At 72.8% G+C, this 21,340-nt stretch carries 16 protein-coding genes, 1 other RNA gene and 2 pseudogenes; 13 read left to right on the top strand and 6 right to left on the bottom strand.

What is annotated here, in order from left to right; translation table 11 throughout:
- Entirely contained in the window at nt 1-1,401 is a 1,401-nt protein-coding gene (locus ITX44_RS30760) for an ABC transporter substrate-binding protein (protein WP_205361281.1), read from the bottom strand.
- Between the two features lie 273 nt (nt 1,402-1,674).
- Entirely contained in the window at nt 1,675-5,247 is a 3,573-nt protein-coding gene (locus ITX44_RS30755) for an FtsK/SpoIIIE domain-containing protein (RefSeq protein WP_205361279.1), read from the bottom strand.
- Nucleotides 5,248-5,818: 571 nt separating this feature from the next.
- Here ITX44_RS30755 and ITX44_RS30750 point away from each other — a divergent pair.
- From ITX44_RS30750 to ITX44_RS30735, 5 genes and pseudogenes are all read left to right on the top strand, one after another.
- The gene (locus ITX44_RS30750; RefSeq protein ID WP_205361276.1) at nt 5,819-7,564 is read left to right on the top strand and encodes a serine/threonine-protein kinase; all 1,746 of its coding nucleotides are present in this window, start codon (nt 5,819-5,821) and stop codon (nt 7,562-7,564) included.
- A 309-nt stretch (nt 7,565-7,873) separates the two neighbouring features.
- A pseudogene (locus ITX44_RS41700) lies at nt 7,874-9,196 on the top strand (serine/threonine-protein kinase); the annotation flags it as partial.
- Nucleotides 9,185-10,135, top strand: a complete 951-nt coding sequence (locus tag ITX44_RS43250) for a DUF8189 domain-containing protein (RefSeq protein ID WP_504739966.1) — start codon at nt 9,185-9,187, stop codon at nt 10,133-10,135. The pseudogene ITX44_RS41700 and the gene ITX44_RS43250, both read left to right, overlap by 12 nt.
- A 525-nt stretch (nt 10,136-10,660) precedes the next feature.
- Complete coding sequence (prfB, locus tag ITX44_RS30740; RefSeq protein WP_205361273.1) at nt 10,661-11,776, top strand: peptide chain release factor 2; 1,116 nt, start codon at nt 10,661-10,663, stop codon at nt 11,774-11,776.
- Between the two features lie 281 nt (nt 11,777-12,057).
- On the top strand, nt 12,058-13,038 hold the full coding sequence (locus tag ITX44_RS30735; protein WP_205361271.1) for a hypothetical protein: 981 nt from the start codon (nt 12,058-12,060) through the stop codon (nt 13,036-13,038).
- A gap of 92 nt (nt 13,039-13,130) precedes the next feature.
- Here the strand turns inward: ITX44_RS30735 and ITX44_RS30730 are convergent, their stop codons facing one another.
- Nucleotides 13,131-13,322, bottom strand: a complete 192-nt coding sequence (locus ITX44_RS30730; protein WP_205361269.1) for a hypothetical protein — start codon at nt 13,320-13,322, stop codon at nt 13,131-13,133.
- Between the two features lie 310 nt (nt 13,323-13,632).
- Here ITX44_RS30730 and ftsE point away from each other — a divergent pair, with 310 nt between their 5' ends.
- From ftsE to ITX44_RS30700, 6 genes are all read left to right on the top strand, one after another.
- Entirely contained in the window at nt 13,633-14,322 is a 690-nt protein-coding gene (gene ftsE / locus ITX44_RS30725; RefSeq protein ID WP_205361268.1) for a cell division ATP-binding protein FtsE, read from the top strand.
- A gap of 45 nt (nt 14,323-14,367) precedes the next feature.
- Nucleotides 14,368-15,285: a permease-like cell division protein FtsX gene (ftsX, locus tag ITX44_RS30720; protein ID WP_205361267.1), complete on the top strand. Its 918-nt coding sequence runs from the start codon at nt 14,368-14,370 to the stop codon at nt 15,283-15,285.
- Between the two features lie 181 nt (nt 15,286-15,466).
- On the top strand, nt 15,467-16,777 hold the full coding sequence (locus tag ITX44_RS30715) for a S41 family peptidase (protein ID WP_205361266.1): 1,311 nt from the start codon (nt 15,467-15,469) through the stop codon (nt 16,775-16,777).
- Nucleotides 16,778-16,795: 18 nt separating this feature from the next.
- On the top strand, nt 16,796-17,275 hold the full coding sequence (gene smpB / locus ITX44_RS30710; protein WP_205361265.1) for an SsrA-binding protein SmpB: 480 nt from the start codon (nt 16,796-16,798) through the stop codon (nt 17,273-17,275).
- A gap of 126 nt (nt 17,276-17,401) precedes the next feature.
- Nucleotides 17,402-17,772, top strand: a transfer-messenger RNA (tmRNA) gene (ssrA, locus tag ITX44_RS30705).
- A 293-nt stretch (nt 17,773-18,065) separates the two neighbouring features.
- Nucleotides 18,066-18,542, top strand: coding sequence for an NUDIX domain-containing protein (locus ITX44_RS30700; RefSeq protein WP_205361258.1), 477 nt, complete (start codon nt 18,066-18,068; stop codon nt 18,540-18,542).
- 15 nt (nt 18,543-18,557) lie between these two features.
- On the opposite strand, the gene ITX44_RS30695 is transcribed toward ITX44_RS30700, so the two are convergent.
- The 3 genes from ITX44_RS30695 to ITX44_RS30685 all read right to left on the bottom strand — a co-directional run bounded on the left by ITX44_RS30695 (nt 18,558) and on the right by ITX44_RS30685 (nt 20,154).
- Nucleotides 18,558-19,034 (bottom strand): nucleoside 2-deoxyribosyltransferase domain-containing protein, encoded by a 477-nt coding sequence (locus tag ITX44_RS30695; protein WP_205361256.1) that lies wholly within the window; start codon nt 19,032-19,034, stop codon nt 18,558-18,560.
- A 75-nt stretch (nt 19,035-19,109) separates the two neighbouring features.
- Nucleotides 19,110-19,328, bottom strand: coding sequence for a DUF397 domain-containing protein (locus tag ITX44_RS30690; RefSeq protein ID WP_205361254.1), 219 nt, complete (start codon nt 19,326-19,328; stop codon nt 19,110-19,112).
- Nucleotides 19,288-20,154, bottom strand: a complete 867-nt coding sequence (locus ITX44_RS30685; RefSeq protein WP_205361252.1) for a helix-turn-helix domain-containing protein — start codon at nt 20,152-20,154, stop codon at nt 19,288-19,290. Before ITX44_RS30685 ends, ITX44_RS30690 begins: the two co-directional genes overlap by 41 nt.
- A 177-nt stretch (nt 20,155-20,331) precedes the next feature.
- Between ITX44_RS30685 and ITX44_RS30680 the strand changes: the two genes are divergently transcribed.
- Nucleotides 20,332-20,601: a hypothetical protein gene (locus tag ITX44_RS30680; protein WP_205361250.1), complete on the top strand. Its 270-nt coding sequence runs from the start codon at nt 20,332-20,334 to the stop codon at nt 20,599-20,601.
- Nucleotides 20,594-21,218 (top strand): annotated as a pseudogene (locus ITX44_RS30675) (DUF6879 family protein). Before ITX44_RS30680 ends, ITX44_RS30675 begins: the two are co-directional and overlap by 8 nt.
- The last annotated feature ends 122 nt before the right edge of the window (nt 21,219-21,340 follow it).

Genomic DNA, 21,340 nt, shown 5'->3' with positions numbered 1-21,340 from the left:
TCAGTTCCCGTACGCCTTGGCCGCGTCCGACTCCAGCGCGGCCTGCGCCCCCTTGACGTCCTGCGGCTTGGCGAGGAAGTCCTGAAGGTCCTTCCACTCGCCCTCGCCCTTGGTGCCGCCGAACGCGGCCGGCGCCTGGTCCGACATGTCGAACCGGAAGTCGTCGCCGGAGGCGATCAGCGCCTGGGCGATGCTGCGCTGCACGTCGTCCGGATAGGCGGAGAAGTCCAGCGACTTGTTCGGCGACACATAACCGCCGCCCTGCGCCCAGATCCTGGCCGCGTCGGTGGAGGCGATGAAGGTCAGCAGCGCCTGCGCGCCTGGGGAGTCCTTCAGCGCCACCGCCACGTCACCGCCGCTGACCACCGGCGGCTTGCCGCTGCCGACCGCGGGGAACGGGAACACCTTCGCGTCGGTGCCCACCTTGGCCTTGGTGTTGGCCGAGACGAACGCCGAGACGAAGTCCGCCTCGTAGACCATGGCCGCCGGGTTGCTGCCGGTGAAGACCTGGGTGACCGACTTGGGGAAGTCCGCGGCGAGCGCGCCCTTGGTGCCGCCGGCCAGCAGATTCTGCTTGGTGAACAACTGGCCCAGGGTGGTGAGCGCCTGAGTGACCGACGGATCGGTCCACTTGATCTTGTGCTGGGCCAGCGCGTCGTACTTCGCCGGGCCCGCCTGGCTGAGGTAGATGTTCTCGAACCAGTCGGTGAGCGTCCAGCCGTCCGCGCCGCCGACCGACACCGGCGCGGTGCCGGACTCGTACACGGTCTCGGCGGTCTTCAGGAAGTCCGCCCAGGTCTTGGGCTCGGTGGCCCCCGCGTTCTCGAACGCCTTGGCGTTGTACCAGATCAGCGACTTGTTGGAGACCTTCGCGTAGACGCCGTACTGCTTGCCCTTCCACGCGCCGAGCTGCTGCCAGCCGGGCGAGAAGTTCGCGGTGAGCTGGGCCTGCGCCGGCGCGCCCAGCGGCTTGAGCCAGCCCTTGTCGGCGAACTGGTGCAGCACGCCGTTCTGGGCCAGGAACGCGACGTCCGGTGGCGCCCCGCCGGCGATCTTGGTGCCGAGGAAGGTCGACTGGCTGTCGCCGGTCGGCACATACGTGGACTTCGCCCCCGTGCGCTTGTCGAACTCGTCCAGCACTCGCTGGAAGTTCTGCTGCTCGGGGCCGGTCCACACCGCGGCGACCTCCAGCTTCTGCCCGTGCAGGTCGGGCAGTTGCAGCCCGCCGGCCGAGCCGGACGCCGACGCCGAGGCGGATGCCGACGGCGAGGAGCCCTTGCTGTCGTTCTTCTTGCTGTCGCTGCTGCACGCGGCAGCGGTCAGCGCGAGCGCCGAGGCCGTCACGGCGGCCAACGCTATGCGCGTAGTGCGGCTGGTGCGTGTACGTGTATATGTACGCATCTGCGCCATCCCCTCATCCCGTGGCGTCCGTCCTACGCCCGGGTGAACAAGGGCCGCAAGGGAGTGAACAGGCACGCGGGGGCGTCGTGACCACTCCGTGATCTTGTGTCAAACCTGTTGTCGGGGGCATGTTTTGAGCCGCCTGGGAACCCAGCCGCCCCGGGCACGCCACCGCGCCGTCACCGGGAGTGGCGGCGGGTGTGCCGACGGGTGTGCCGTCGTGAGTGGACGCGGGGACGTGCCGGGCCCCTGCCCCCGGACCGGGGCAGGGGGTCAGACCAGCGGTGTGGTCAGCGGGGCCGCCGGGGGACGGGGATCGTCCGGGGTGTCCTCCGCGGCGCGCTGCAGGGCGCTGGCGAGCAGGGCCAAGTCGGTCGGGCCGTTGCCCAGTTCGCGCAGCGGGCGGCGGGTGGGCGGGTCGCCCATCCGGTCCCACTCCAGCGGGACGACAGTGGGCCGCAAGGTCGCGGTCCGCGGGATACGGGCGCTCACCCGGGCCGCCTGGAACGGCGTCACCGCGCCCCCGGGCCGGCGCAGATAGCCGCGCCCCGGCAGGTCGTCCAGCGCGGCCGGGTCCTCGACGTGCACGACCAGCGCGGCCGACTCCGGGTCCTGCGCGCGCAGGCTGATCCGCAGCCGCGCCATGCCGTCGGCGTCCGTTCCCGTGGTCCGCTCCGGCCGCCCGGTGGCCGCGACCAGGTGCACCCCGAGCCGCTCGCCCTCCCGGGCCACCGCTTCCAGCGCCCGTACCACCGAGCCGGCCGCGGGCCGCCCGGGACTGCCGAGCCCCGGCGCGACCAGATCGTCGAAGTCGTCCACGACCACGACCAGCCGCGGCATCGCGGGCCGTGCGCGGGACGGCCCGGCCGCCTCACCGCCCCGGCCCCCGGGGCCTGTGGCCGGGCCGCGCCCGGCGGAGTGCGCCGGCCGGAACACGCCGCCCTCTCCCGGCCCTTGCCGGCCGGTGTCGGCCGGGCCGCGCCGCTCGTACCCGTCCCCGACTCCTTCTTGGCCGGCCGCGCGTGGGGCCGGCAGCGCCGCATGGGCCGCGTGCCAGGCGGCGAAGGTGCTCGCGCCCAGCACCTCGGCGCGCCGCTTGAGCTCGGCGGTCAGCGCCTGGGCGAACTCGCGCATGCGGACCGGGTCCGAGGCGATCAGGTGGGTGGAGACATGCGGGAGGTCGGCGACGGCGTGCAGGCCGTCGCCGCGCTCCTGTCCGGCGCCGTCGACCAGCACGAGGGCGAGCCGTTCGGGGCGCTCGGCGGTGGCCAGACCCGCGGCCAGGGAGCGCAGCAGCTCGGTCTTGCCCGCGCCGGGGGCGCCCCCGACCAGCAGGTGCGGGCCCTCGGTGACCAGGTCCACGGCGACCCGGCCGTCCGGCCCGGTGCCCAGCACGGCCGTGGCCCGCGCGAGCGCGGCCGGCGCCTCGGCCCACCGGCTGCCGATCCGGGCCGGGGTGGCCAGCGCCAGGTCCAGCTCGTCCAGCAGCCGTACGGTCGTGGGCAGGGCGTGCCGGGAGCGGTCCCGGCCGCCCTCGCCGTCCGCCTCGCGCAACGGCGCCAGCGCCCGCGCGAAGTGCTCGGCCCAGGCCGCCGACACCGCGTCGAGCACGATCTCCTCGGACCCGGAACCGCCGTCACCCGCCTCGTGCACCTCGCCGCCGTAGCCCTCGGCGTCGAATCCGGCCCCGCTGCCGGCCGGCGGCTCGGCGGCGGGCGTCAGCCGCAGCGTGGTCGCCACGTCGCCGGACAGCCGGGCCACCACTCCGCTGGAGACGGGTGGCTGCTCGCCGGTCTCGGCCAGGCACAGCACGTGCACCCCCGCCGAGGGCCCGGCGTGGGCCAGCCGGTCCACGGTCTCGCGCAGCGCCGCCGAGCCGGGGTCGCCGTCCACCACCAGCAGCGTGAACGGGCCGTCGTAGGCGACCGACGCGGCGGCCACCAGGTCCTCGGGGGCGGCGGTCCAGCCGGGGCCGAGCGGGCCCGCCTCCAGCCGCCGGACCAGCTCGGCGGTGCGCGCGTCGGCCTGGTCGCGGTCGAAGGCCAGCAGCAGCCGGCAGTCCTGGCCGTGCGCCGGGCGCAGGTGCGGCAGCCAGTTCAGCCACGACCACTCCTCGCCCCGCTGGTCGGCCGAACGCGTCCGGTCGGCGCTGACCAGCACGATCTCCAGCACCCCGGGGGCGTGCAGCGCGCAGAGCTGGGCCAGCACCGCGCGGGCCAGCCCGGCCAGCCGCGGCCGCGGCCCGGTCAGGGTGAGCGCCGCGCTGCGCGGGGAGCGCAGGTCCACGGTGACCGGCACGGCCGGCAGCCGCCGGGCGCCGTCCTCGACCGGCAGGTCCGCGGTGCCCAGCCGTACGGTCAGCGCGTCGGGGTGGTCCACCCCGCGCTCCCACAGCCGCCGCTCCGGGCCGAGCGCGGTGAGCAGCACCGCCGCCGGGTCCGGCCAGCGCTCGCGCAGCGCCTCCGCCTCGGCGCCGCCGTCCGTTGCGCCGCCCTCCTCCGCTTGCGGCGGCGGGGCCAGCCGGCGCCGCGCCCAGGCCCCTATGGTGCCCACCACGCCGCCCCGCTGCTCGCCCTCGCCCGTCCCGCCGCGCAGCCCGCGCCGCCGCTCCCCGGTGGGCCGCCGCCCGGCCTCCGCCGGCAGCCCCCGCCCGAACGTGTCCCGCCCGCCCTGCGCGTACGGCGCCGGGTCCGCGCCCTGGTGCCCGGCGGGCGGTGCCTGCGGTACGGGGGGCAGGCCGGCGCCGTGGGTGGCGCCGGCCGGCGTACCGGAGCCCGTGCCGGAGCCGTGGCCCCCGGACGTACCGGAGCGGGAGCCGCGGGGCGTACCTGATTCCGTACCGGCACCCGTGCCATGGGGGGCACCCGCGCCGGACTCGCCGGCGGAGCCCGTACCGGCGCCGTATGCCGGGCCCGCACCCGTGCCGTACGCCGATTCCGCTTGCGTACCGCCGCCGTGTCCCGCGCCGGCGTCCCGACCCGCGCCGGAGGACCCGGAATCCGTCCGCTGCCCAGGAACGGCCGCGACGCCGTGCCCCTGCGGGGGCGGTACGGCGCCGGACGGGCGGCGGGCGGGGACGCCTCCGCCGCCGGGGCGGGCCGTGGACCAGGGGGAGCCCTCCGGTGAGGGCCCGGGCAGCGGGGACGCGCCGCGGGCGCCCTCGCGGACGGTGACGCGCAGGTGGCCGTCGCCGTCGGGGACCGGGACCAGGGACGGCGGCGGGACGGGCGTGGCGGCCCCGTCCAGGCGCAGGGTGGACTCGCCGATCCGGAGCAGGCCCCCCGCGGGGAAGGCGACCGGCTGGTCGCCGACCGGGTGGCCGGCGAGCGCGGTGCCGTTGGTGGAGCCCAGGTCGAGCACGGTCACCTCGCCGTCCTCGCCGACCGTGACCTCGCAGTGCAGCCGGGAGACGTCCGGGTCGTCCAGCGGCACGTCGGCGTCGGCCGAGCGGCCGATCCGGGCCTGGCCGCCGGGCAGCAGGTGGACACCGCCCGCGTCGGGGCCGCCCACCACGTGCAGGCGCGCCATGTCGGCGGGCGGGCGGCCGTACTGCCCGAAGCGGCCGTACTGGCCGTGGTCGCCCTGCTGCTCGGCGGGCGTGTGCAGGGACAGCAGCGCGCCGTCCACCAGCGGGGGCACGCCCAGCACGGCGGTGGGTTCGAGCCGCCGCGCGCCCGCGTAGAGCACCACGGCGGCGGACCGGCCGGGCTGCCCGGCCCCCGCGGCCGAGGCCAGCGCCCCGGCGACCGCGCTCAGCGGCGTGCCCGCGGGCGCCGTGACGAGCACGTCGCAGCCGCGCGCGGCCCGGCCGCCGCGCGGCCCGAGGACGGTCAGCCGGATCTGCATCTCGTCCGCGGTCCCTTCTGCCCGGTGCCCGGGCACACGGCGGAGAAGCCCCTCCCCGGCCGCGCGCGGGCGCGTCGACACAACCGCCGGCCCGGCCGCCCAGCCGGACCAGCACAACACCTACGGCGGCCCGATCCCCGTACCCCGGCCGTCGCTTACGGATGCATCCTCCCACCCGCCACCGACAACTCGACGCCGGTACCGCGCCCCGGTGATCTTGACCGGCCGGATGACGATCATCTCGTACCACGGACGGGCGGCAAACCGCCCGGGCACCGTCCCGATGCCCACCGTGACGGACCTACTACCCCACACGAGTGATGCATCAGGCAACCGCTGACGTCAGCGCCGCGTCCTACCCGGGAATCCGGAGGCGCCGCCGGGACGTGACCGGGCCGGGCGGCACTACGCTTGCCGGAATCGGGCACCTTTTCCGGTGGTGGGTGCCCGCCCGTCCGGCCGGACGGGCAGGTCGAGTCAGCGAAGCCGAAGCCCGCGCATTCGTGCCGGGCAGGGAAGTCGGCGGACATCATCAAAACCGTCGAAAACCGTCGAACAGGGAGCACACGACGTGCGGCCGGTAGGCAGCAAGTACCTCCTGGAGGAGCCGCTCGGGCGCGGTGCCACGGGCACCGTCTGGCGCGGCCGGGTCCGCGGCGCCGAGAACGAGGCGCAGGGTGCGGGCCCGGGCGAGGCCGTCGCCGTCAAGGTGCTCAGGGAAGAGCTGGCCGGCGACCCGGACGTGGTGATGCGCTTCCTGCGCGAGCGCTCGGTGCTGCTGCGGCTGCGCCACCCGCACATCGTGCGGGTGCGCGACCTGGTGGTGGAGGGCGACCTGCTCGCCCTGGTGATGGACCTGATCGACGGCCCCGACCTGCACCGCTACCTGCGGGAGAACGGCCCCTTCTCGCCGATCGGCGCCTCCCTGCTCACCGCGGCCGTCGCCGACGCGCTGGCCGCCAGCCACGCCGACGGGGTGGTGCACCGCGACCTGAAGCCGGCCAATGTGCTGCTCGCCACGGTCCGCGCCGCGGACGGCACCGAGCAGATGCACCCGATGCTCACCGACTTCGGCATCGCCCGGCTGGCCGACTCGCCCGGCGTCACCCGCACCCACGAGTTCGTCGGCACCCCCGCCTACGTCGCGCCCGAGTCCGCCCAGGGCCGCCCGCAGACCTCCGCGGTGGACGTCTACGGCGCCGGGATCATGCTCTACGAGTTGGTCACCGGGCGGCCGCCGTTCCGCGGCGAGAGCGCCATCGAGGTGCTCCAGCACCACCTGAACGACGAGCCGCGCCGCCCGACCACGGTGCCCGAGCCGCTGTGGACGGTCATCGAGCGCTGTCTGCGCAAGGACCCCGACCAGCGCCCGTCCGCCGAGAGCCTGGCCCGGGCGCTGCGCGTGGTCGCCGCCGGCGTCGGGGTGCACGCCAGCCCCGCCGCGGCCGAGGCCGCCCTCGGCGTGGCCGCGCTGCTCGGCCCGGACCCGGACCCGGCGCCGGTCCCCGGCACGGCCGGCCTCACCGGCCTGACCGGCCTCAGTGGTGACGCCGACCCCACCCAGGTGCTGCCGTCCGGCTCCGCGCCGGGGAACGACCCGAACGCCGCCACCAGCGTGCTGCCCTCCGGCGGCGCGCCCGGCGCCCCCGGCTCCGGCGGCGACCCCACCCGGGTACTGCCGCCCACCGTGCGCGGCAGCGTGCCCGCCGAGCCGCCGACGCCCCCGCAGGCCCCCGGCCCGCACCCCTGGGAGTCGCAGCTCAACGCCGCCCGGCACCGCAACGAGCAGACCGAGCCGGTCTTCCTCACCCCCGACCAGGACCCCCTGCGCCGGCGCCCGCAGCGCCAGCCGCAGCAGCAGCCGTATCCGCCGCAGGGCTACGGCCAGGGAGGCCAGGGGGGCCAGGGGTACGAGCAGGGCTACGACCGGGGCCGGCCCGCTCCGGCCGCCGCGCGGCCCGCGCCGCGGGCGTACCAGCAGCCCCAGCACTACGACCGGCCGCCGGTCGCCGCCCCGCCCGCCCCGGACCCGGGCCGGATCCGCGAGCCGAGGGAGCCCCGCGAGCCGCGCCGCCGCAGCGCGAACCCGGTGCACATCCCGGGCCTGGGCTGCCTCAAGGGCTGCTTCGTGGTGGTCCTGGTGCTGCTCGTGATCTTCGTCGTGGTCTGGTACACCACCCCGCTGCCGGACTGGGTGAACAGCACCCGCAACCTGTGGGACGCCTCCTGGCACTGGTTCCACCAGGCCTACGACAAGATCTCCTCGATCACCGGCGGGTCCGGCTCGGGCGGATCGGGCGGATCCGGGAACGGCTGACGCCACACCGGCTGACGCGGATTCGGTTGACGGATTCGGCCGGCGCGGATGCGACCGGCCCCGGGGGAGCGGTACCAGAAATGCCCGCTCACATTGGGGATTTGTCGACTTCCAGAGGGTGATTTCTTCCGCAGAACGCCCATCGACCGTTTCCCTGTACCCCGAACAGGCCGGTATCCGCGTAGCTTTGTCGCCAGCACCACCAGCGCGAGCATCGACCAGCACCACCAACGCGACCAGCGGCGGGCGGCGTGACGGCCCGTCGGAGGGCGCGGTGCGCGGAACCGTCGGAGGAGTCGGAGAGCAGCCTTGGCCAGGAAGATCGGCAGCCGGTACACCGCCCACCAGGTGCTCGGGCGGGGATCCGCGGGCACGGTGTGGCTCGGCGAGGGCCCCGAGGGCCCGGTCGCCATCAAACTGCTGCGCGAGGACCTCGCCTCCGACCAGGACCTGGTCGGCCGCTTCGTGCAGGAGCGCACCGCGCTGCTCTCCCTGGAGCACCCGCACATCGTCGGCATCCGCGACCTGGTGGTGGACGGCAGCGACCTGGCCCTGGTGATGGACCTGGTCCGCGGCACCGACCTGCGCTCCCGGCTGGAGCGGGACCGCCGGCTGACCCCCGAGGCCGCCACCGCCATCGCCGCGGACGTCGCCGACGGCCTCGCCGCCGCGCACGCCGCCGGTGTGGTGCACCGCGACGTCAAGCCGGAGAACGTCCTGCTGGACTCCGCTGCCCCGGCCGGCCCCGGCGGCGCCCCGCCCGCGCTGCTCACCGACTTCGGCATCGCCCGCCTGGTGGACTCCCCGCGCCGCACCCGCGCCACCCGGATCATCGGCACCCCCGACTACCTGGCCCCCGAGATCATCGAGGGCCTGCCGCCGCGCGCCTCCGTGGACATCTACGCGCTGGCCACGGTGCTGTACGAGCTGCTGGCCGGCTTCACGCCGTTCGGCGGCGGCCACCCCGGGGCGGTGCTGCGCCGGCACGTCACCGAGACCGTGCAGCCGCTGCCCGACCTGCCCGGCGAGCTGTGGCAGATCCTCGCCCAGTGCCTGGCCAAGGCCCCGGCCTCCCGGCTCACCGCGGCCGAGCTCGGCGCGCGGCTGCGGGCCCTGCTGCCGCAGCTGGCCGGGGTGCCCGCGCTGGAGATCGACGCGCCCGGCCCGGACGGCGCCGCAGAGGGCCCGTACGACGACGAGCCCGGCCCGGCCCCCGCCACGGACCCCGCGCCGCCCGCCGCCCCGCCGTACCGCAGGCGCGGCGCCGTACCCCTGGTGCGCGGCACCGCGCCCGACTCCAGCCGGGACACCCACACCAGCATCAAGCTGCCCACCGCCGAGGAACTGGCCGGTTTCGGCGCCGGCGGGCGCGGCGGCAAGGGCGGACAGGGCGGCGCCGGCACCGGTACCGGCGTGTTCGGCAAGGCCGCCCGCGCCTCGGCGCCCGGCCGCCCGGCCAGCCCCCGGCATCGGGCGGTCTCCGACGCGCTGCGCCAGCGCCGGATCAAGCTCGCCGCGGCCGCGGCGGCGGCCCTCGCGGTGGCCGGCATCGGCGGCTGGGGCATCGCCTCGGCCGGCTCCTCCACCGGCTCCGGCCCCGGCACCTCGCGCGACGACCAGCTGCCGGCCCCCGGCCCGGACGCCGGCACCGGCCACGGCACCACGGGCCACGAGGCCACCGGCAACGGCACCACCCCGACCGCGCCCACCGCGGGCGACCCCTCCCCGCAGGGCCGCACCGGCGCGCCCGTCGCCCTGCCGCAGTGGTCGTACCCGCGCGACGCGCCCGCCCCCGGCGTCACCCTCACCGGCGGCCCGCGCGTGCTCACCGTGGACGGCGCCACGTACGTCTTCGCCCGCGGCGCCGACCGCAGCGTCTGGTACGTGGTCCACGACGGCTCCGGTTACGGTGCGTGGCACCGGCTGACCGGCATAAACGTGGCGGCCGACCCCGCGGTGGCCTCCTCCCGGCCCGGCCGGATCGACCTGTTCGCGCTCGGCACCGACGGCCTGCTCTACCGGCGGACCCTGTCCTACGGGGTCTGGAACGCCTGGTCCCAGGTGGACGAGCGGACCCACTTCGACGCGGCGCCGGCCGCCGCCTCCTCCGCGCCCGGCCGGATCGACCTGGTCGGCCGGGTCGGCGGCGACCTGGTCACCGCCTCCCTGGTGGACGGCCGGTGGAACGCCTGGGCATTGGTCCCCACCGCCGGGCGGATCACCGCCGCGCCCGCCCTGGTCTCCCGGGGCACCGGCATGCTGGACGCCTTCGTGGTCCGCAAGGCCGACGGCGCGGTGCTGCGGCTGCCCTACTCCGGCGCCGCCTGGCGGCCCGCCGTCGTGGTCACCGGCCTGGCCGCCGGCACCCGCCCCGACGCGGTCGCCGCCGACGGTCGCATCTACGTCTTCGCCGGCGGCGCCCAGGCCGCGGGCGCCGCCGGCACCTGGTCCAGCGCCCCCCTGCCCGCCACCCTCTCCGGCCCCCCCGGCACCGCCGCCGACGGCCGCACCCTGGCGATCTTCGCCCTCAGCCCGCACGGCACCCTGCTGCGGGCGACGGCGACGATCTGAAGCTTTCGCGCGGGGCGCGGGACCGGACGGTGTGCGCGGCACCACCGGGTGCCGCCCCGCGTCATGCGGCCCGTACCGGCCGCGGGCCTCGGGCTCGGCGATCTGCATGGCGCGCGCTGAGCACCGGACCGGGCGGTGCGCGCTGCGCGCGGCCGGGCGATTCGGGCCGTCGGCCCGCCGTACCTCCGGGCGGTCGGTCCGCCCGATGACCGGGCCCCGGCGGCCGGCGCCCGCGCCTCCGCAGCGCCCCCGCGCGGGTCGACCGCCCGGTCCCGGCCTCACGGTCCCGGCCCCACGGTGCCGGCCTCACGGTGCCGGCCTCACGGTCCCGGCCTCACGGTCCCGGCCCCACGTCCGGACCGCGGCAGTCCGCCTGCGGACGGTCGGCCGGCCGACCGCGCCGGAGCCGGTGAGCCGCGCCGCCCCAGGCCCCCGCCGCCCCCCGGCCCCCCGCGAAACCCCTGGCCCGGGCAGGGCCTCGCGGCGGCGGGGTCCGTCCGTTCACCCAGCCGGTAGGCTGGTGGGGTGGCGATCGTCGATGTATCCGAAGAACTGAAATCCCTGTCCTCGACCATGGGCTCCATCGAGGCCGTCCTCGACCTGGGCCGGATGAGGACGGATATCGCCGCGCTCGAAGAGCAGGCCGCGGCTCCCTCGCTCTGGGACGACCCGGAGAACGCGCAGAAGATCACCAGCAGGCTCTCCCACCTCCAGGCGGAGCTGCGCAAGGTCGAGACGCTGCGCGGCCGGATCGACGACCTCGGCGTCCTGTTCGAGCTCGCCGACGCCGAGGACGACGCGGACACCCGCGCCGAGGCCGAGACCGAGCTGGAGGCCGTACGCAAGGCGCTGGACGAGATGGAGGTCCGCACCCTGCTCTCCGGCGAGTACGACGCCCGCGAGGCGCTGGTCAACATCCGCGCGGAGGCCGGCGGCGTGGACGCGGCGGACTTCGCCGAGCAGCTCCAGCGGATGTACCTGCGCTGGGCCGAGCGCCACGGCTACTCCACCGAGATCTACGAGACCTCGTTCGCGGAGGAGGCCGGCATCAAGTCGACCACCTTCGTGGTCAAGGCCCCCTACGCCTACGGCACCCTGTCCGTCGAGCAGGGCACCCACCGCCTGGTGCGCATCTCGCCCTTCGACAACCAGGGCCGCCGCCAGACCTCCTTCGCCGGCGTCGAGGTGCTGCCGGTCGTGGAGCAGTCCGACCACGTCGAGATCGACGAGACCGAACTGCGTATCGACGTCTACCGCGCCTCCGGCCCCGGCGGCCAGGGCGTCAACACCACCGACTCGGCGGTGCGCATCACCCACCTGCCCACCGGGATCGTCGTCTCCTGCCAGAACGAGCGCTCGCAGATCCAGAACAAGGCCAGCGCGATGAACGTGCTCCAGGCCAAGCTGCTGGAGCGGCGCCGCCAGGAGGAGCAGGCCCTGATGGACTCCCTCAAGGGCGACGGCGGCAACTCCTGGGGCAACCAGATGCGTTCGTACGTCCTGCACCCCTACCAGATGGTCAAGGACCTGCGCACCGAGTACGAGGTCGGCAACCCGCAGGGTGTCCTCGACGGCGACATCGACGGCTTCATCGAGGCCGGCATCCGGTGGCGCAAGTCCCGCGAGAAGGCCGCCGCGTAACGGCCCCTCGTACCCCCCGCGCAACACCATTTCCCCCCGCGCGGGCGCGTTCCATGTCACAGAGCTGTGCAGAAGTGCCCGCCAAAAGCGGGCACTTCGCCTGCATTCCCGCCTAACGACCTTGACGCTGCCCGGTAAAACCACAAGGGTGTTGCGCGGCATGCGCACAACTGAGGCGTAGGCACACGGGGGGCGAAGCGCACACCGAGTTCCCGCAGTGACATCCGCCAGCTCCATGGCAGCGCAGCCCGAAGCAGCATTCAACTGGGGGTTCTTGAGCGATGAGCAAGCGCAACACAAGGCTGCGCGTCACCCGTATCGCCGCGGCCGCGGTCATCGCCGCGGGTGCGTCCTTGACGGCCGTGGGTGCGGCGCAGGCCGTGACGAACGACAGCGGTGTCCACCTCAAGGTCACCCTTGGCGCCGACGACCAGGGCAACACCAGCCTGGGCGAAAGCAGCAGCACCACGACGACCGGTGGTGGCGACACCACCACGGACGGTGGCACGACCACGACGGACGGCGGGTCCACCACCACGGACGGTGGCACGACCACGACCGATGGCGGGTCCACCACCACGGACGGTGGTTCGAGCACGACCGACGGTGGTTCGAGCACCACGGATGGTGGCTCGACCACGACGGACGGTGGTTCGAGCACGACCGACGGTGGTTCCACGACCACCGACGGCGGGTCTGTCACCATCGGCGGGACCGTCAGCATCGGCGGCAATTCGGACGGTGGTTCCGACAATGGCGGCAACGCCAACAGCGGTGGCAACGCCAACTCCGGCGGGAACGTGAACTCCGGTGGCAACGCCAACAGTGGTGGGAACGCCAACTCCGGCGGGAACGCGAGCACCGGTGGCAACTCCGGCGGCAGCGGCAACAGTGGCGGCTCCTCGTCCGCGACCGGTGGGACCTCCTCCACCGGCGGTTCGGGCAGCGGCAGCAGCGGCGGCAGTTCCACCTCCGGCGGTTCCGGTACGGTCTCCGGCGGTTCGACCGGCTCGAGCGGTTCTTCCACCTCCGGCGGCAACGGCAACACCTGCACCCTGACCGGTGACAGCGTCGACTGCGGGAACAACAACCCCGGTACCGACAACACCACCCCGGTCACGCAGGCCAAGACCACTCAGCAGCTCGCCGAGACCGGTTCCAACGGCACCACCTTCATGATCATCGGTGCCGCCACCCTGATCGCGGGCGGCGTCGGCTTCCGGCTCACCCCGCGTCTGGTCAACCGCCGCACCGCGGCCTGACCGACCGGCCCTCGGCACGCAAAGTGGCCGAGTGTCAACACAAAGCGACGGCCCGGCTCCTCGACAATACGAGGGGCCGGGCCGCCATTTGCTCAGGCTGTGGCGTGCTCCACGACCAGAACGACTGCCAGCAGCGCCACGACCAGGGCAATCAGGGTTGCCGGGGTCAAGGCGGACCAGGGGTTCTCCTGCTGGAGCCGCTCGCGGTTGGCACGGCAGACCGGGCAGCGGCCCTCACTCACAGGACCGGCGCAGTTCGCACACACCAGTCGGTCGGATGTCATCCGATCTCCTCCTCCGTCCGGTGAAACGCGCCGGGTGCCGAAATGGTTCCCGCGCCTTGTGCGGTCTACTCCCGCACCCCCTTCTTCCACTGTGCCAGTTCCGGCCCGATTCGGCGCCCCGCCCTCCGAAACCGCCCGGAACGCAAGCGCACAGGCGCACGAATCTCCGTAGTCCTTTGCCGCTCTTTGTCCAAAGATGCCCTGTGGGCAAAGCCACCAACGCCCTCCGGCGACTGCGCGCCCGCTCGCCGTTCGCGTAGTGTCGCCCCCACATCCCCTATCCGCTCATCCCCGCAACCCTGGTGCGAACGTGATCCGATTCGACAGCGTCACCAAGACCTACCCCAAACAGAACCATCCCGCCCTGCGGGACGTCTCGCTCGAGATCGAGAAGGGGGAGTTCGTCTTCCTGGTGGGCTCGTCGGGCTCAGGAAAGTCGACCTTCCTGCGGCTGATCCTGCGTGAGGAGCGGACGGACACCGGTGCGGTGCACGTCCTCGGCAAGGACCTCGCTCGGCTGTCGAACTGGAAGGTGCCGCACATGCGGCGCCAGCTCGGCACCGTGTTCCAGGACTTCCGCCTCCTGCCCAACAAGACCGTCGCCGAGAACGTGGCCTTCGCCCTCGAAGTGATCGGCAAGCCCCGTGGCACCATCCGCAAGACGGTGCCCGAAGTCCTCGACCTGGTCGGCCTGGCCGGCAAGGAGGACCGCATGCCGGGCGAGCTGTCCGGTGGTGAGCAGCAGCGCGTGGCCATTGCGCGGGCCTTCGTCAACCGCCCGATGCTGCTGATCGCCGACGAGCCGACCGGAAACCTGGACCCCCAGACGTCGGTCGGCATCATGCGGCTGCTCGACCGGATCAACCGGACGGGCACCACCGTGGTGATGGCCACCCACGACCAGAACATCGTCGACCAGATGCGCAAGCGCGTCATCGAACTGGAGAAGGGACGACTGGTCCGCGACCAGTCGCGCGGTGTCTACGGCTACCAGCACTAGCAATCGCTCGTACGCCCGCGGACCCACGGAAAGGAACCAGCAAGAATGCGTCTCCAGTTCGTCCTGTCGGAGATCGGTGTCGGCCTGCGCCGCAATCTCACGATGACCTTCGCCGTCATCATCTCCGTGGCGCTCTCGCTCGCCCTCACGGGTGGCGCCCTGCTCGCCAACAAGCAGGTCAACGCGATGAAGGGCTACTGGTACGACAAGGTTCAGGTCACCATCTACATGTGCAACAAGGCGGACGCGAGCACGACGCCGAGTTGCGACAAGGGTGCGGTGACCGACGACCAGAAGAAGTCGATCCTGGCCGACCTGAAGAAGCTGCCGGTCGTGGAGCGGGTCTATTACGAGTCGGCCGAGCAGGCGTACAAGCGGTACCAGGAGCAGTTCAAGGGCAACCCGCTGGCCAGCACCGTCACTCCGGACCAGATGCAGGAGAACTACCGGGTCAAGCTCAAGGACCCGACGAAGTTCGAGATCGTGGCCAGCGCCTTCGCCGGCCGGCCCGGCATCCAGACGGTCGAGGACCAGCGCAAGGTGCTGCAGAACCTCTTCGACCTGCTCAACGGCATGACCAGAGTCGCGTACGTGGTGCTCGCCTTCATGCTCACCGTCGCCATGCTGCTGATCGTCAACACCGTGCGCGTCTCGGCGTTCAGCCGACGGCGTGAGACGGGCATCATGCGGCTGGTCGGCGCGTCGAGTTTCTACATCCAGATGCCGTTCATCGCCGAGGCCGCCTTCGCCGGCCTGGTGGGCGCCGCACTGGCCTGCGCGATGCTGCTCGGCGGCCGCTACTTCCTGATCGACAAGGGGCTGCGGCTCCAGGAGAAGATCCCGCTGGTGTCCTTCATCGGCTGGGACGCGGTGGTCACCGTGCTGCCGTTGGTGCTGCTCATCGGCGTCCTGATGCCGGCGCTGGCCGCGTTCATCGCGCTGCGGCGGTACTTGAAGGTCTGAGCCGGTCGGGGCCCGGCCGCGCACCTGCCGGGCCCGGCCCCGGACCTGGATTTCCTGACGGTACGTCACGGGCGGCGTACGGAAGGACCGGTCGGTACCGACCGGCGCGCGCAGGCGTGGTGTACGCCACGTCACGGGCAACCTTCCGTACGCCGCCCGTTTCTGGCCTAGACTTCCGCCCATGTCCGGCCCGTCGCTGTTCGGGACGCCCCGCCGCATTCGCCGCGGGGCCACCCTGACATTGGTGTTCGGCACCATGCTGGCGACCGGCGCCGCGGCGGGCAGTTTCGCCGAACCGGCCGGCGGCCAGCGGTCGCACGGCGGGACCTCCGCCCGTATCGCCACCGTTGCCGACGCGGCGGGCGCGCGCCGGATCGCGCCCCGGGCCACCGCGCCGGGCAGCGGCACCGGGAAGCCGGCCGACAGCGGTACGGGCACCGGCACCGACGGTGGCGCGGACACCGGCACCGACAGCTCCAGTGGCGGCGACGACGGCCGGGCCGCCGCCGACACCGCGCGGATCGCGGCCGAGATCGCGTCCGGCACGGTCGGCCCGCAGGTCGTGGAGAAGCTGGTCAGCCGCAGCGGCGACCGCTGGTCGTCGTTCTACACCGCCCAGGAGTACGCGGGGCTCCAGCAGGCCCTCGACGGCCGGTACGTCGGGGTCGGCCTGTGGGTGCGGCGGATCGACGGCGGCCGCATCCAGGTCGCCCGGGTCCAGCAGGGCAGCCCGGCCGGCCGGGCCGGCGTCCAGGTCGGCGACGTCATCGCCGCCATCGGCGCCACGCACTGCACCGGCCTCGCCGTCACCGAGGTGGTGGCCGACCTGCGCGGCGACAACCAGCCGGGCAGCACCGTCACCCTCGCGATGGAACGCGGCCGCAGCGCGTGGTCCGTCACCCTGCGGCGTGCCACCCTCGCCACCGAGGCCGTCACCGTCACCCGGGAGACGGACGGCCCCACCGTCGTCAAGATCGACGCCTTCACCCGTGGGGTGGGCGCACAGGTACGGCAGGCGGTCCGCGGCGCGCGCCACGGCGTCCTGCTCGACCTGCGCGGCAATTCCGGCGGCCTGGTCACCGAGGCCGTCGCGGTCGCCTCCGCCTTCCTCGACGGCGGCCTGGTGGCCACGTACGACGTCGACGGCCGGCAGCACGCCCTGTACGCGGCCGGCGGCGGCGACACCGGCACGCCGCTGGTGGTGCTGGTCGACGGCGGCACCATGAGCGCGGCCGAGATGCTGGCCGGAGCCCTCCAGGACCGGGGGCGGGCCGTCGTCATGGGCTCGCGCACCTTCGGCAAGGGCACGGTCCAGATGCCCAGCGCGCTGCCGGACGGGTCGGTCGCCGAGCTCACCGTCGGCCACTACACGCTGCCAGACGGCCGCGAGGTGGACGGCAAGGGCATCACCCCCGACGTCCAGGTGCCCGGCGACCAGGATCCCGTGGCCGACAGCCGCGAGGTATTCGCTGGCCTCGGGGCGGCCTCGTAGTGGGACAATGGCCGGATCATGGCTAAAGAGACCGGTCGCAAGATGATCGCGCAGAACAAGAAGGCGCGGCACGACTACCACATCCTCGACACGTACGAGGCGGGCCTGGCGCTCACCGGTACCGAGGTGAAGTCGTTGCGCCTGGGCCGCGCCTCCCTGGTGGACGGCTTCGCCCAGCTCGACGGCGGCGAGGCGTGGCTGTACAACGTGCACATCCCCGAGTACACCCAGGGCACCTGGACCAACCACGCCGCGCGCCGCAAGCGGAAGATGCTGCTACACCGCTCCGAGATCGACAAGCTCGCCCAGAAGCTCCAGGAGACCGGCCACACCGTGGTGCCGCTCGCCCTGTACTTCAAGGAGGGCCGGGTCAAGGTCGAGATCGCCCTGGCCAAGGGCAAGAAGGAGTACGACAAGCGGCAGACCCTGCGGGAGAAGCAGGACCGCCGCGAGGCCGACCGCGCGATGTCCGCGGCCCGGCGTCGCCAGCGCGCCTGAGCGGTCCCCCGCGCGGGTGACGTACGGGTGGACCCGCCAGGAATGCACTGGCCCCGGTCTGCGTTGATCCCGTACAATGAAGAGGTTCCGCCCGGTGACGGGCGGTGCACCTTGATAACACCACATGGGGATGATCGGTTTCGACTGGGGATGTCGAAGCAGGGGAAGCGAGCCGAGGAAGCGGCAATGATCTCGTTAACCATATGCCGAAACCAATAATCGCCAACACCAAGCGCGATTCCTTCGCCCTCGCTGCCTGAGTAGCGACTTTGCGAAGTGTCAGCCCGGGGCTGTTCCCGACCCGGATCCTGGCATCATCTAGGGAACTAAACTGCTGAGACCGGTCACGGGTCTCAACAGGAAATCAAACAGTGACTGAGCCCGTCGGCGGCTTGTCCGCGTGACCGCCGGGGCTGAGAAAAGCACAGCGGACTGCGCTCGGAGAAGCCCTGGTTCCGCACCACAGGACGCGGGTTCGATTCCCGCCATCTCCACTCGTCGAGGGGCGAGGTGTGTCTGCTGAGAAGCGCAGACCACCTCGCCTTCGTCGTTTTCTGCGCGGCTCCGCCGCGCGCGGCGGGGGGCCTGCGGCCCACCCGCACCCCCCCGTCAGGGGGGCTCCGCCCCCCTACCCCCGGCCTTCTTCCGGGGGCGGCCTCGTGCGGTGCGCTCGGGGTTTCCCGAGGGGGTTCTCCCGGATGCGGCCTTGGCGGTTCGCCCGGGTCGGGGCGGGGTGGGGTTTGTTCGGTTGGTCACTCAGAGTGGCTGTGCGTGATGTAGCGTGTGCGGGGTGGGGACCCGAATCGATTACTTCGACGACCCGAGCGCGCCGCAGGCAAACAGCATCGTGCCCTCGGCGAATGTCATTGTGACCGATGACGCGGGACGCATCCTCATGATTCGGCGGAGCGACAACGGCAATTGGGCGGTGCCCGGGGGCGGGATGGACATCGGGGAGTCCATTGCGCAGACCGCGGTGCGGGAGACCCTGGAGGAGACCGGAATCCATTGCCGGATCACCGGGCTCGTCGGCATTTACACCGACCCGCGCCACGTCGTCCACTACACCAGCAACGACGAGGTCCGGCAGGAGTTCTCCGTCGTCTTCACCGCGCGCTACGTCAGCGGCGACCCGACCCCGAGCGACGAATCCCGGGACGTGGCTTGGGTCCCCCGGGACGAGGTGGGCGCCCTGACGATGCACCGCTCCATGCGGCACCGCATCGACGCCTTCCTTCGCGGCGAAGGGCTGCCCCAGCTCGGGTGACGGCCCTCCCGGTCGTTACTGGGCCAGGTGCCGGCGGGCCTCGGTCACTGTGGCTGTGAGGGTGGAGTGGACGGTCAGGCCGGGGCGGGCGTGCGTGAGTTGGAGGCGGACGTCGGTGGCGCGGGGGTAGGCCGGGTCGGTGCCGACGACGATCTGGCGGGTGGGAGTGGCCGCCGCGGCGCCCAGTTCGTAGAGGGTGATCGGCTGGACGGTCAGGGCCGGGTCGCAGGCGGGGAACCAGAAGAGGGTCAGGTCGGCGAGCCACAGATGGTGGAATTCCCAGGCGATCTGGTCATCGGTCTGCCCCGGGTCGGCGACGTCGAAGTCCGCCCGCCGCGGGTTGAGCACGACGAACTCGCCGAGCCCGGCCGCCGCCTCACTCTGCCACGGCGGGCAATGCGTAATGCCTCCGGCCAGGAACACCGACCGTACCGGGTCGGCCGGATCCGGTACGTAACGGTCCGGCGCCTCGTAATACCGTCGACCGGCCACCTTGGTCCCCCCATGGGCGAATGCGACATTCAGCCGGTCCGGGCGCGCGTCGTCCCGGACTGTGTCCGATGACCGTCAGACGGTGGGCAGTTCGTTCTGCTTCAGCGCGGTGAGGAAGGAGTCCCAGGCGTCCGCGGTGAAGGTGAGGACCGGGCCGTGGGGGTCCTTGCTGTCCCGGACGGGGACCACGTTGGGGGTATCCGTGGCAACCTCAACGCACTCGCTGCCCTCCGCGCCTCCGCTGTAGCTGGACTTACGCCACTGGATGGGGGTACGGCCAGGGGTCGCTCGCATGTCTGTGGTCCTCAATGGCGGCCTCGATGAAGGAAGCGGACGCACTCGGCGACAGCGCGCACGCCTTCATTCGATCGTACTGCCAGAGGCGGCGGGTAACCGTCTGCCGGTCTTCGAACACATCCCAGATTTCGTCACCTTCCTCGTAGAGCCCCATGGAGTTGTCGGGCAAGGTCAGGAACGTGAGCGTGCCGCGCATGAGGGGGCCTTCGCAGCGCGCGAACGGGACCACCTGAATCGTGGTCCGGCCCGTGTCCACGTACGGCAGGAGCGCCGCCAACTGTTCGACCATCAGGGCATGCCCGCCCACGGCACGGCGGAGCACCGCCTCGTCGACGACCGCCCAGAAGTCGGGTGAGTTGTCCTTGCGGAGCACTTCCTGGCGGCTCAGGCGCTCGGCGACCAGCCCGTCGAGCTTCTTGGAGCTGATGCCCGGATCAGCCCAGCGGATCAGCGTTCGCATGTACGCATCGGTCTGTAGGAGGCCGGGCACCAAACTCGCTCCGTACGCTTGGATTCTTACCGCCTTCGCCTCCAACTCCAGGCAGTGGTCGAACCGTTTGGGCGTGCGTTCGCGCTTGATGACCTCCCACAGGCCGGCGAAGAGCTCACCCGTGCCGAAGGCCATGTCCAGCTTTTCCGGGAGGGGTGGGAGGGGGAGCCGCTCCGCCACCTCCACGCCGTGGAGGTGGGACTTGCTGTAGTTGACGATCTCCGCCATGCGGTCCAGGGACATGCCGGCCGCCACCCGCAGGCGCCGCTGTTCCGCGCCGAAGAGGGCCCTGGCCGAGCTGGACGGCTTGAGTTCGCGTGGGGTCGGTGGCATGCCCGCTGTCCTCCCGTAGTCTTTGCGTACTGCGCAGAGTAGTGCCGTAGTGCGAGATGGAAGATGCATACGGTGATCCCTCACCCGTGAGGGGTAGTTCTCTGCGCGCGGAAGTGGGGTCGCGGCGGGTACTCCAAGTACTCTTGGGAGAACTGGGCGTAATGACGAGGGGTAGCCGTGACCGCCGCGTGGGAAGCCGATCCGTCCGCGTTATTCGTCCGCAGGCTGGGGAAATCGGCGAAGGAGCTGGGCAACTCCGACGAGGAGGACAAGTGCCCGGACATCTGGCAGTTGGACAACGGCGACATCGCCGTGATCGGCCGGGACCTCACCGCTGAGTACAACTCGCGGCTCCCGGAAGGCGTGTTGCTCGGTCCGAGTGAGCGGTTGGTCGTGATCCCCGGCAACATGCTCAGTGCGGCGAAGGCGGAAATCCCCGATGCTTGATCTGCTGGCTCCGGCTCTCCCGCTGGAACAGGGCGAGGTGCTGACCGACGAGACGTACTCGCGGGACTTCCGTGAGCGCCGCACGGCGATCCGCAACGGCGACTCGTGGAAGCTGGAGCGGCTGCAGCACTTCGAGGAGGAGGGCAGCGCCAGCCGGGACGCGATGCGCCGGGGCGACTGGGAGGCCGCGCTGCGGCTGATGGCGGGACGCGAAGACGCCTTGCGCCGCGCCGCCGAGGCCGACGTGCGCAACGGCTCGCCGTTCCACCGGGTACGGGTGGTCGAGGAGCCGTTGACGCCCTACCTGCAATGGGAGTTGCATTCGCTGCGGCAGCGCGCCCTGTGCGGGCACAGGATTCGCGTGGTCCTCGCGGAAGCGTTGTCCCGAGCAGAAGCGGGGGGGGCTCCTGCCCGAGTTGACGATCCTGGACGGCCGCGCGCTGTTCCGCGTGCTCTACAGCGGATCCGGGGTCGCTGAAGGTGCGATCCGCTTCACCGATCCGGACATTGTGCGCCCTTGGGTAGCCTTCATCAGCGACGTTTACGCAGCCGGCGAGGACGTAACGGCCTACTTCGACCGCGCGGTGGCGGACCTTCCCCCGCCGCCTGCGGCCTGAGAGGAGCGGGCGATCAGCGGCACGGACGGGGACGACGGACAACGGCGCGAGATGTCCAACGACCTCTCGGGGCAATCGCGTGACGTCGTACAGGCGGGGGACGTTTCCGGGGGCATCCATTT

It is taken from the genome of Actinacidiphila acididurans, assembly GCF_016918855.1.
Classification (GTDB): domain Bacteria; phylum Actinomycetota; class Actinomycetes; order Streptomycetales; family Streptomycetaceae; genus Actinacidiphila; species Actinacidiphila acididurans.
Note: the sequence above shows the minus strand (reverse complement) of the source record. Positions and strands in the feature narration are given on the sequence as shown.

What these genes read in the sequence shown, in the direction of transcription:
- ITX44_RS30730 (WP_205361269.1), bottom strand. Translation starts at nt 13,322, where the DNA reads ATGACATCCGACCGACTGGTGTGTGCGAACTGCGCCGGTCCTGTGAGT.
- ITX44_RS30735 (WP_205361271.1), top strand. Translation starts at nt 12,058, where the DNA reads ATGAGCAAGCGCAACACAAGGCTGCGCGTCACCCGTATCGCCGCGGCC.
- smpB (WP_205361265.1), top strand. Translation starts at nt 16,796, where the DNA reads ATGGCTAAAGAGACCGGTCGCAAGATGATCGCGCAGAACAAGAAGGCG.
- ITX44_RS30715 (WP_205361266.1), top strand. Translation starts at nt 15,467, where the DNA reads ATGTCCGGCCCGTCGCTGTTCGGGACGCCCCGCCGCATTCGCCGCGGG.
- ITX44_RS30760 (WP_205361281.1), bottom strand. Translation starts at nt 1,401, where the DNA reads ATGCGTACATATACACGTACACGCACCAGCCGCACTACGCGCATAGCG.
- ITX44_RS30755 (WP_205361279.1), bottom strand. Translation starts at nt 5,247, where the DNA reads ATGCAGATCCGGCTGACCGTCCTCGGGCCGCGCGGCGGCCGGGCCGCG.
- ITX44_RS30690 (WP_205361254.1), bottom strand. Translation starts at nt 19,328, where the DNA reads ATGCGAGCGACCCCTGGCCGTACCCCCATCCAGTGGCGTAAGTCCAGC.
- ITX44_RS30685 (WP_205361252.1), bottom strand. Translation starts at nt 20,154, where the DNA reads ATGCCACCGACCCCACGCGAACTCAAGCCGTCCAGCTCGGCCAGGGCC.
- ftsX (WP_205361267.1), top strand. Translation starts at nt 14,368, where the DNA reads ATGCGTCTCCAGTTCGTCCTGTCGGAGATCGGTGTCGGCCTGCGCCGC.